The following is an 11855-nucleotide window of genomic DNA, read 5'->3' on the forward strand; positions in this document are numbered from 1 at the left end:
ATTTCTGTGATTTATTATTGATCGATATGTAATTGTCCCGTCAAAAAATTAAGGGAGGTAGGGAAAAGGCATGAAATACCTGAAAACTCACCCTGATAAATGCATCGGTTGTATGGTTTGTATGGACGTCTGCTCGGAGACATTCTTTGGCGAAAAAGATCACAGAAAATCTTCGATAAAGATAACTCCAAAAAAGGAAGAAGGCTTCGAGATAACCGTCTGCAATCAGAAATGCCGTTTGTGCGTCGACGAGTGTCCTGTCAAGGCTCTTTCTATAACTTCTCAGGGAGTAGTAATACTCAATAAAAAACTTTGCGTCGGATGCCTCGCCTGTGTCGCTGTCTGTCCTATAAATGCTATGATGTGGCTGGAAGGCTTGGAAAATCCCTTTAAATGCGTGGCCTGCGGAAAATGCGCTGAAAAATGCCCGTCGGGCGCCATTGAAATTGCCGAGGAGGAATAAATGAGGGGAGACATCGAAAAAATCAAAGCTTCGCACAAACAGCTCGCTGAGATCAAATACGATTTGAAACCTGTCCGAAGAGGCTACAACGACAGGACTCTCTACGTCAATGTGTCCGACAATACGATAAAGATCAAACCGGTTTCCTCGCAAATGAAGGAAAAATTCACGGGAGGAAGAGGATACGACCTGAAGCTTCTCTGGGACGCAGTCAATGAAAAAACCAGATGGAACTCTCCTGAAAACGAAGTTGTCATTGCGGCAGGACCCATTGGAGGTAATACAAATTATGCGGGTTCGGGCAAGTCTATAGTGGTCACCATTTCACCTTTGACTGGAATACCTATAGATTCCAACGTCGGCGGTTATTTCGGACCGTATCTGAAATTTTCCGGATTCGACGCCATAGAACTGCAGGGTAAAGCGAAAAATGATGTGATTGTTTTTATAGACGGTGACGAAGGATCGGTGAAAATAATGGAAGCACCGATGGAAGCGGTTGACAGCCACGTGCTCGGAGAACAGCTGGTGGAAATATTTTCAAAGAACGAAGAGGATAAAATTCACGTCAGTTCGGTTACAGCCGGAACGGGATCAGAACATGCGTACATCGGATGTCTCAATTTTTCACTTTACGACAAGAGGAGGAAAGGAGTCCGCTTCAAACAGGCCGGCAGGGGCGGAATCGGAACGGTTTTCAGAGACAAAAAGATTAAAGCGCTCGTCGTCAGATTCTCGAACCTTACTTCCTCATCGAACGATCCCGCCGACATAGCAAAACTCCAAAAAGTGGGTCTGAAACTCCACGACGAAATAATCCAGCGTGACGAACTCGATTGCAACATGAGAAAAGTCGGAACCGCTCATCTTGCCGAGATAATGAACGACTACGACCTTCTGCCCACGATGAACTACAAGTTCGGCAGTCACGAAATGGCAAAAAATCTGGCGTCCGACAAGCTTTATGAGAAATTTCTTTCAAAGGGCAAACCTGACGGCTGCTGGTACGGTTGTACAATGGCTTGCGCAAAAGTCGTAGAAAATTTTGAATTGACCACCGGACCTTACAAGGGAAACAAAGTACTCGTCGACGGACCGGAATACGAGACCGTGGCGGGCTGCGGCTCGAACATCGGCGTTTTCGACATGAGGGACGTTTTGGAGATAAATTTTTACTGCGATTCTTACGGACTGGACACTATTTCATTCGGGACAATGACTGCTTTCATAATGGAATGCTGGGAAAAAGGGATTTTGGACGCCGTAAAAACCGGCGGGCTCGATTTTTCCTGGGGGAACGCCGGATCCGCCCTCGAACTTCTTCACAGGATTTCGCGAGGCGAGGGATTCGGGCTGATAGCGGGAAAAGGCATCAGGCAGATGAAGGATTATTTCGAAAAAGAATTCGGAGCGGACAGAAAACTCATGGACGATTTCGGTATGGAAGCCAAAGGACTCGAATACTCCGAATACGTCACCAAAGAATCCCTGGCGATGCAGGGTGGATACGGTCTGACCAACAAGGGTCCCCAGCACGACGAAGCGTGGCTCATTTTCATGGACATGGTCCAAAACCTCATACCGACGTTCGAAGACAAAGCCGAAGCCCTGCACTATTTTCCGATGTTCAGAACCTGGTTCGGAATTCAGGGGCTTTGCAAACTGCCCTGGAACGACGTGACGCCCGAGGACAACGCCAGGACCAGCGAACCTGCTAAAGTCCCGGAACATGTCCAGAACTACGTCGACATCTTCAACGCGATAACAGGGAGGAACATAGACAAAGAGGAGCTCATACTACAGTCCGAGAGAGTTTACAACTTCCAGAGGGTTTTCAACATAAGACTTGGCAAAGGAAAAAGAACGAACGACGCGATTCCATACAGATCGGTTGGACCCGTGACGGAAGAGGAATACGAATCGAGGAATGAACGCTACGACAAACAGCTCAAAGAAAAAATCGGCCTCGACCCTGAAAAAATGAACACCCGGGAAAAGGTGAAAGAACTGAGAAAATTCAGGGAAGACCAGTACAAAAAGCTGACTGACGCGGTTTACCAGAGAAGAGGCTGGACAAAAGAAGGGGTGCCTACGATAGAACACCTCAGAAAAATCGGAATGGATCTTCCCGAAGTAATCGAAGTTGTTAAAAAGCACCTTTAATCCGATGGAGAAGAAATGATAAATATAAACGAATATTTCGACGGCAAGGTAAAAAGCCTCGCTCCCGATGGCGTAAAGAAAAAGTTCACCGTGGGCGTCATCATGCCCGGAGAGTTCGAGTTCGGAACAGGCGTCAAGGAATTGATGGAGATCACGCACGGATGCCTCGAAGTGACTTACAATGGACACCCGTCAAGAAAATATTCCAAGGGACAGAGTTTTGATGTTCCTGCTGAAACCAAATTCAAAGTCAAAGCGGAGGAAGCGACTTCGTACGTATGTTATTACGGATAATTTTTTCTGCGAGTGAATCTGTTTGAAGTTTGACCAAATAAAAACGCGTCTTAAGAACTGTAATGTAGGGATCGCAGGGTGCGGAGGGTTAGGTTCAAACTGCGCTGTCATCCTGGCGAGGACCGGAATAGGGGGACTGATACTTGTAGATTACGATACTGTGGAAAGGTCAAATCTCAATCGGCAGTATTATTTTCTGAATCAGCTCGGAAGAAAGAAAGTCGAAGCCCTCAAAGAAAATATTGAATCAATAGATCCGACAGTAAGGGTCAAAACAATTTTCACGAAATTGACACCCTCAAACTGCGCTGAAATCTTCAGGGATTCCGACTTGGTAGTGGAAGCTCTCGACAAGGCGGAAGAAAAAGCTTGGCTGATCCAGGCATTGATGGGGAAAAAACCCGAAATGCGAGTTGTTTCAGGTTCAGGGATCGCGGGTTTCGGGAGCAACAACAGGATAAAGACGAGGAGATATGGAAATCTCTGGGTCTGCGGAGACGGTGAAACCGAAGTGTCTGACGAAAACCCCGCGCTGGCGCCAAAAGTATCCATTGTCGCCGGCATGGAAGCAAATCAGGCCGTTGAAATACTTTTAAAAAAAATACATGAAAATGAAGATAAAACTGAATAAGAAAGATTTTTCGACAGATATAAAAAACCCGACGGTTTCGTATCTTTTACGGCAGGTGGCTCCGATACATCCGATAGCCGCAGTGAAAGTCAACGGCTCATTCGTCAAAAAGACCGACTATGACATTCTTGCCCTCAAAGAAGGAGACAACGTCACGATTGTCTACATGCTCGGAGGGGGATGATTGCCGCTTTATTTAAGGCGGCTCCTTTCTAGCTACGTTTTTTGTACCGGTTTTTTATAAAAATCCGTCTCAAAAACACATCTACCTCACGAGAGTTATTTTACAGGTTTTTGAGAAATTACCCGTTCTGAGCAACAGGAAATACTGCCCCGCGGGTTCTTCAGATGTATTCCAGAAAAACTCATGTTGACCCGCCGATATTTCTTTGTCAGCGAGAATTTTAATTTTTCTTCCGACCAGATCGTAGATTTCGAGAACTAAAGGCGAGTCTTTAAAGATTTCTAGCCGGATTTCGACTAAAGATGCCGAAACTGATGCGCTTAGCTGAAAAGAAACTGTTTTGACATGGTCGGCGTTGATCTCTTCGACGTGTGTCGAGTAAAAAGGCGTCCCCTGAACCCACTCACAGTTAAAAATTCTGCAGTTTATCATGTTGGCGGTTCCGTCAAAAAGTGTGTCTCCGTTTGCTTCGTTCATGTTCCAGTAAGCGACAAGGCCGGATTCGGAACCGGAAAGCGGATGAGAAAGATTGCTTTGTATGGTCTGCTGAGTGAGGCAGGAATTCCAAATTCTCAGATCGTCTATCACTCCGTTGAAAGTGAAATTTAAACCGTTGTTGTTTCCCACGTAGAGGTTGTAGCTTGAGTGATCTTTAACGCTTCCTGACGGAGAGGTCAAATATGTGAGGGGCTGTTCGACGCCGTTGATGTATATCTTGAGTTCGCTCGAGGATGCCAGGTAAGTAAAAGCTATGTGCTGCCATGTGTCAAGTATGATCGAACTGTCCGGAGTGAATGAATAGCTGGTCGAGTTGTCCGAATGGACGATTTTTACCGCCAGGCAGTGGTCGTTGTAACTTGCTCCGCTCTTGACAAGATAGAAAGACAAGTTCACTTTGTCTATTATTCTGCCGAAACCGAGCATAGAGTTTTCCCCCCATCCATGAGGATATATCCATGCCTCGATGGACAGAGAATCCGTCAGGTCAAGATTCGGAGAACTCTGGCAGACCGCTCTGCTTGATGCCCCGTCGAATCCGAGCGCACTTTCACCGTTGAAAACTCTCACGCATTTTTGTTTGATTATCGTGTCGGTCAGCGAATCGTTCGACACTACGAGGGTAACTGTATAGTCTCCGGAATCGCCGTAAACGTGGACGGGATTCTGATCGTGCGAATCAAATGTTCCGTCGCTTTCGAAATCCCATGACCAGTCGTTTGCCGCAGGACTTGAAAATGACGAGTCGGTGAAATGAACCGTCAATGGCTCGTGACCTGTTTGAGGTTCGGCCATGAAATCGGCAAAAAGGAATGTAGTGACAGTTTCGTACCAGGCTACGTAAAAAGCATCCCTGATCGAGGACACTATGTCGAGATCACCGTCCTGGTCTACGTCCGAAACAAACACGTCGGATGAACCGTTGACATTCCGGGCGACTGTGTGACCTGTAAAAATAATCTGTCCCGTGTTTTCCCAGTACGTTATTTTGTCCGCTATAAGATCTGCTCCGATGACATCGATGTCCCCGTCGCCGTCGAAATCCACGGGAACTACCGTATGCGGAGAGTTGCCGGCGCTGTCGATCAGATGTTTGGTCAGATTCGTCGAGCCGTCATTTTCATACCATGCGACCTGGCCTATGATACAGGATGAAGCGACGAGATCGGAATCGCCGTCTCCGTCCATGTCGATCACCTCGACATGGTTTGGTCTGCCCCATGAAGTTTCGATCTGATGCTCGGTAAAATTCATAGATCCGTCGTTTTCGAACCATGAAAGGTCACCCGCAATGCTTGCGGTTCCGAAAAGGTCATTGTCTCCGTCGCCGTCGAGGTCGCCCGAGGCAATGCTGTTCGCGTTGTCCCACGGATATTTAACCGTGTGATCAGTGAAGTTCATTGAGCCGTCGTTCTCGAACCAGCCGAACCTGTCCGCGTTTTCGCATGCTGCGGCGAGTATGTCGATGTCTCCGTCAATGTCCAGATCGACAGCTCGAACATAAGTGACGCCTGACCAATTCGACACTACGTTGGGTGTAAAATTCTGACTGCCGTCGTTTTCATACCAGAGAACCAGAGCAGCCTCGTCTACTGCGCAGACAATGTCGCTGTCTCCGTCGCAGTCGAGGTCGCAGATCTCGAGTTTCATTACTCCCGTCGCCGAAGACGATATGTTGTGTCTTGTGAAATACTGATTGCCGCCGTTTTCGTACCAGTCCAGGCTGTTGCCGATTCTGTCAGTACCCGCTATATCTATGTCTCCGTCTGAGTCGATGTCGCACGCCCAGACGAACCAGGGCCAGCCCAATCCGCTTTGAATAATGTGTTCCGCGTAATAATTGAGACAGCAGCATTCAACGAAAACAAACAATAAAACCGCGAATGAAAAGCACCTCTTCATCTTCCACCTCCCGTTTAGGTAGTCAATTTTCAGCCTCAAATGACAAAACGTCAAGGAAAAAGCAGATAAAAAAAAGGAGGGCAACAAGCCCTCCTTTTTTTAACTTTTTATTTAATAAAGTTCTTAAAAAATCATTACGCTTTTTGTCTGAGAACCTTCCCTCGTAGTCGCTGTGACGAAATACCTGCCCGAAGACGGAGTTTCCCACAAGAAAGAGTGATCGCCGCTTGAAAGAGAGCCGGAGAAAATAGAGCCGGATTTTCTTCCCAAAATGTCAAAAACCGAGATGTCGACATTTGCAGGCGCGGAAAGTGAAAAACTCACGAGAATGTTCCCTTCTCCTCCCTGGATGTTCAAGGCGTCAAAGTAAGTGACAGAAGGAGTCTCTTCGACGGAGTTGGGGTTGGCGAAACAGTCAAACCAGATGTTGTCTGAACCAAATCCCCTGTAAACTATAGCTCTTCCAGAACTAATTACTGTGCCCTGAGGGGTTATCTCCCCCGTAGCGTCGTGATCGTTGGGGACGACTCTGCTTCCCCAGCCTGTTCCCGTGTAATATGCGACAACTAGCGAATCATAAGTTCCGACTAAAGTCGCCATACCGCACATTTCGGTGGAAACTCCTCCCAACCAGCCAGCCCTGACATAAGGTCTCACTGCTTGAAAATCTCCCGTCATCTCCCAGGTCTGGCTCAAAACAGAATTCTGCCAACCGTCTGTGCTGGAAGAGTATTTGACTCTTGCGGAAGTTCCAGTCCCCTCCTGCCAGAATACCATGACATGATTGGCTGGATATGTCGTCCTGTAGGAAGCCACGCTGATGTAATTTCTTGTTGCGAGAACGTTTTCAGCCGCGTAAAACCAATCCCCGCCGCTTACCAGGTTTCTTCTGTACATCCTGATTCTTCCGTTGCCGGTAGTGTTGTTGTAAACTGTAATAGTGTAGAGATAGTCGTCGGCAATAGCCACGTAGGCGTCTCTCGCTATCGAAGTTGTTGAATGGTTTCCCGAAGTCCAGTTGGCGCCTCCGTCGGAAGACCATGTATAGCTCCATGCGTAATTAGTGGCGTCGGTCTGTCGGCTCATACCGCACCAGATGTAAGGAGATGCGGCGCTGTTGATGTCGAAAGACATGTCGACGACGTTCTGATAGGCGGCCGTTGCGGGGTTGAATTGAGTCGCGTCCAAAATACCGGTAGTCTGGTGGTAAATCATGAACCAGAGCTGTTTTTCAGCCAAAGTTTTGTTTGTGTCGCATAAAATGATGTATATATCTGGGTCGGTTACCGCGTGGTTCACCCTAATATCGAAATCGTCGAATTCCATGCTGTAACTATTGTTAAAGAGATTGTAAACGAGGCTCCAAGTAAGGCCGTTGTCCGTGGATTTGTAGATTTTTAAGCTGTCGTGATCAGCATGTTTGTCAATTGAGGCGACATATATGTTGTTGTTCATGTCGTAGTCCATTGAAATCACGGATTGAGATGTTAAATTCCATTGGTCTGAAACGAGGATGTCATTTCCCCAAAGAGGAGCGTACGAACCGGGAGATCCTTCCCTTTCTGCCGGCTGTTCCGGAGGGAAAAAAGCGGGTCCGGAATTACAATTCTCAAAATCGGCCGGATCCATGTCGTCCTGAGATTCGACTGAATTGGCCGTTCTTTCTACTGCGTTGGGTCCCCAGCTTGACATTGCGAATGCCGAGCCGGCAAGAACCGTCAGAAAAATTACTAGTGCTGTTTTCATTTTCTTCTCCTTTCGTTTTTTAAAGATTATACACGATCGGGTATTAAAAAATCATTAAATAGAGGTTAAGTTCAAAAATTATAAAAGGTCCGGAATAAAACATTTCTGCTACAAGTAAACTATGTGAAACACGGAGGTGAGAGATGAAAAGAAGAACATTCGACACTAAAGGACCGATGAGAATCGGCATCGCCATGGCCTTGCTTTTGCATGTAGTCGCTTTTATGACCATCCCTGAACCGGAAATTCCCGTTTACAAACCTCTGGATTCGAGAGAAAGGGAAACAATACAAGCCAACATAAATGTGGGGATCGATTTCAGGACGGTCGAAGACGTGGTCAGAATTATCGAAAACCAGAATGTCATAGAGATTCCCAAGCAGGACGGGGGTGAGATAATCATCTCGGATAAAGGCGACACCCTTCTCGGAAACATAACGGATTCCGTTTTTCTTATAGACACGGTTTCGCTTATACCTGAAGACACGTCGGATACAGGGTCAGAGTACGTGATGTCGTACGAGATACCACCGAGACCTGTAAAACTTCAGGAACCGGCCTATCCTTCAGCGGCTCTGAACGGGGGGCTTGAGGGAACAGTCGTTTTGATGCTTTACGTAGATATCGACGGAACCGTTACGAAAGCCGAAGTTATAAATTCGACCAATCCTCTGTTCGATCAGAGCGCAGTTGACGCCGGGCTGAAGTGCGTTTTCAAACCGGCAGAGAGCGCCGGCAGACCAGTGAGGGTAAAGCTCGTTTTTCCGGTGAATTTCAAGCTTAACGGGTGAAAGGGTGAAGGCGGTACAAAGCGGCGTTTTTCTTTGAAAAGCGCCGCTCTGGTATTTCTGTCCTCAATTAGTCCAATGAGTCTCCTTAAAATAATGAGTTGACTTTTATCCGGGTCTAAAATTAAAGTTCTAATTCAATATAAATCCTGAAAAAATGACGATAAAAGAAAACATTCTCATATCAGTCGCCGAGAAAATCGAAAAAGACTGTCCTCTGTCTGTGAACAGGTTGAGCGCTTCGGAGCTCGCGCTCGTTCTATGCAGTCTTCACTTTTATCACAAAAAAAGCATTTTTGCTTTTCTCGACGACGAAAAAGAGATCGAAAAAATATCTTCAGACATTTTTGTCATGTCAGGCGTTTTGCCTAAGACTTTACCCAGGTGGGACAAAGCTTTACCGGGTGAGTTTTCACCTTCACCGGACATAGTGAGGAGAAGGATGGATTTTCTGCTGAGCGCCGGAAGGGGAAAAAACGGTATTTATATTGCCGGAACAGATTCTCTGACCGAGAAAGTCCCTTCTCCGAAAAGGCTTGAATCGTTCTCTTTGAAAATTGAACTTGGATCTGGTATTGACACTGAAAAAACGGCTCTGCTGCTTACAAATGCCGGATACAACGCTGAAACAAACGCAATAAATCCGGGGGAATTTTCTATGAGAGGCGGAATTATAGACGTTTTTTCTCAGGGAGAGGAATATCCGGCGAGGATCGAACTTTTCGGCGACAAGATAGACGATTTGCGTGTTTACGATCCATCTAACCAGCGGAGCGTCAGAAAGATAACGACTTACAACATAATTCCAGCCAGGGAAATACTTTTAGACGACGAAGAAACAGCCGAGTTTCGAAATAAATTCCCTGAATTTCCGGATCCTTTCGCTTTGGGCTGTGAAGCCATTGCCAAAGAGCTGAGAAATGACGACGTACAGCTTGAAAGCGTTTTTCACAATGGTTTATTATTCTCGGAATCAGCGGAAATAACCGGCGCAAGGAAAATCAACTGGGGTGACGGTGTGACAACTCCTGTCGATTTCAGTTTTGAAGACATGGATAAAGAAGGGATTGCCGGGGATTTCAAAAATTACACGGTCAGATTTTTCGTCAAATCCCAGTCCCTGTCAAAAAAACTTGGCAAATATTTCCCCGACGCAGATTTTGTGGGAAAACCGCTGAGTTCGGGTTTTTTGCTCGAATGCGCGAAACAGATTTTTATCACTGAAAAGGAGCTTTTCGGAATTGAACCGAGACTGATAACTCAAAAAGAAAGAGAGCATTATTTTGTAAGAGATGAGATAGAATTCCTTCCTGTCGGAACATACGTAGTACACGAGCAGTCCGGGGTCGGCAGATACAAAGGCGTCAAAGTGATTGATCACGGCGGGCAAAAGACGGAATACTTGATGCTCGAATACGCGGACGAAGCTATTTTATATCTGCCCGTTCACAAGCTCCACCTCCTGACAAGATATATAGGGCCAAAGGATTCAGCTGTGCCCCAACTTAGCAGTCTCGGCTCGCTCAAATGGCTTCAAAAAAAACAGAAAGCAAAAAAAATCATTTGGGACATGACTATTGAACTGGCTCAGCATTACGCTCTCAGAAAAGCGGCCACAGCGCCTGCCATAGAGATAGACGATGAATTAGCGAGGTCTCTGTCTTCGAGCTTTGAATTTGAAGAAACCCCGGATCAGCTCAAAGCCATAGAAGATGTTTATTCGGATCTGATAGTCCCGAAACCGATGGACAGACTGATCTGCGGAGAAGTCGGATTCGGCAAAACCGAAGTCGCTGTAAGAGCTTCGATGAAAGCCGCCAACAGCGGATATCAGACCGCAGTCCTCGTACCGACTACAGTCCTTTGCCGTCAGCATTTCGATGTTTTCAAGAGGAGGCTTGCTGATTACCCGATGAAAATTGAAATGCTCAGCAGGTTTGTCAGCCGAGAAGGGGCGAAAAAAACAATTGAAAACATCTCTTCCGGCAAAACAGATGTTGTAATCGGAACACACAGATTACTTTCTCAAGACATCAAATTCAGAAACCTTGGCCTGCTTATAATTGACGAGGAGCACAAGTTCGGAGTCAAACAGAAAGAAAAACTGAGAAAGCTCAAAAAAAACGTCAACACGCTCATGATGAGCGCAACTCCTATTCCGAGAACTCTGCACATGTCCCTTTGGAATCTCATGGACGTCAGTCAGATAAGGACTGCTCCTCCGGGCAGATTTCCCATCGAAACATCTGTCATACCTTTTTCTGAAAAAGTTGTAAAGGACGCGGTTTATTTCGAGATAAGCAGGGGAGGACAGGTTTTTTTCCTTCACAACAGGATAGACAGTCTTCAGGCAGTCGAAGCTTACTTGAGAAGAATATTGCCGGATGTGAGCATGAAATGCTGTCACGGAAGGATGTCGAGCGGACAGATAGAAAAAATCATGGTCGAGTTTTATGATCACGAATTCGACGTTCTGATATCTACGACCATTATAGAATCCGGACTCGATATAAGAAACGCCAATACGCTGATTGTTGACAGGGCGGACACTCTTGGTCTCGCTCAGCTTCATCAGATTAGGGGCAGAATAGGGAGGGGAGACGTCAGGGCTTACTGTTATTTTATGATACCGAGAAAAGGACCTAAAACTGACAGCGGAAAAGAAAGACTGAAGGCTATAAGGTCGTATGCGAGGCTCGGTGCCGGCTACCAGCTCGCAATGCACGACATGAAGATAAGAGGGGCAGGGAACCTTCTTGGCAGTCAGCAGTCAGGGTACGATTTTGACATAGGATACGAATTATACATGAAGTATCTTGAAGAGGCTGTGGAAAAGATCAAGGCCGAAAAGGGCGAACAGGAAGAAATTGAACACGACGTGCTGACCGACTTCGCTTACTACATTCCTCCCGAATTCGTTCAGGACGCGCAGGAAAGAGTCTATCTCTACAGGAGAATAGCAGGATCGAGCCTTGACGAGCTTTCTGATATTGAAGCTGAAATTAAAGACAGATACGGCGCTTTACCGGAAAACGCGATCAGATTTTTCGAAGTGGCGAAGCTTTACAGGACTGTAAAAGAAAGCTGTATTGCATCACTGACACTGACGGAAAGCCTCAAAATTCAATTTGCAAAGGATCCGGAAAGGTGGTATATTGAAAAACTTGTCTTGAACATGCCGGAAAA

Annotated in this window: 9 protein-coding genes; 7 read left to right on the forward strand and 2 right to left on the reverse strand. The window is 46.4% G+C overall.

The features are described from left to right. Positions 1-70 precede the first annotated feature (70 nt). From JXL83_08970 to thiS, 5 genes are read left to right on the forward strand one after another with little or no spacing between them, the layout of a single operon-like run. Entirely contained in the window at positions 71-463 is a 393-nt protein-coding gene (locus JXL83_08970; GenBank protein ID MBN2364249.1) for a 4Fe-4S binding protein, read from the forward strand. Further along, a complete protein-coding gene (locus JXL83_08975; GenBank protein ID MBN2364250.1) occupies positions 464-2626 on the forward strand; it encodes an aldehyde:ferredoxin oxidoreductase in 2163 nt (720 codons plus the stop codon). It begins immediately after the preceding gene. A gap of 15 nt (positions 2627-2641) precedes the next feature. Further along, positions 2642-2920 (forward strand): pyrimidine/purine nucleoside phosphorylase, encoded by a 279-nt coding sequence (locus JXL83_08980; GenBank protein ID MBN2364251.1) that lies wholly within the window; start codon positions 2642-2644, stop codon positions 2918-2920. Between the two features lie 22 nt (positions 2921-2942). After that, on the forward strand, positions 2943-3551 hold the full coding sequence (gene thiF / locus JXL83_08985; protein MBN2364252.1) for a sulfur carrier protein ThiS adenylyltransferase ThiF: 609 nt from the start codon (positions 2943-2945) through the stop codon (positions 3549-3551). Further along, positions 3532-3735, forward strand: a complete 204-nt coding sequence (gene thiS / locus JXL83_08990) for a sulfur carrier protein ThiS (GenBank protein ID MBN2364253.1) — start codon at positions 3532-3534, stop codon at positions 3733-3735. Before thiF ends, thiS begins: the two co-directional genes overlap by 20 nt. A gap of 81 nt (positions 3736-3816) precedes the next feature. Here the strand turns inward: thiS and JXL83_08995 are convergent, their stop codons facing one another. Both JXL83_08995 and JXL83_09000 read right to left on the reverse strand, forming a co-directional pair. Continuing rightward, the gene (locus JXL83_08995; protein MBN2364254.1) at positions 3817-6135 is read right to left on the reverse strand and encodes a VCBS repeat-containing protein; all 2319 of its coding nucleotides are present in this window, start codon (positions 6133-6135) and stop codon (positions 3817-3819) included. Between the two features lie 123 nt (positions 6136-6258). Further along, entirely contained in the window at positions 6259-7881 is a 1623-nt protein-coding gene (locus JXL83_09000; GenBank protein MBN2364255.1) for a T9SS type A sorting domain-containing protein, read from the reverse strand. Between the two features lie 143 nt (positions 7882-8024). Here JXL83_09000 and JXL83_09005 point away from each other — a divergent pair, with 143 nt between their 5' ends. Then, positions 8025-8672, forward strand: coding sequence for an energy transducer TonB (locus JXL83_09005; protein ID MBN2364256.1), 648 nt, complete (start codon positions 8025-8027; stop codon positions 8670-8672). Between the two features lie 154 nt (positions 8673-8826). After that, positions 8827-11855 (forward strand): transcription-repair coupling factor (mfd, locus tag JXL83_09010; GenBank protein MBN2364257.1); only part of this gene is annotated, 3029 nt, incomplete at its 3' end.

It is taken from the genome of candidate division WOR-3 bacterium (assembly GCA_016934535.1).
Taxonomy (GTDB): Bacteria; SDB-A; SDB-A; order SDB-A; family SDB-A; genus JAFGIG01.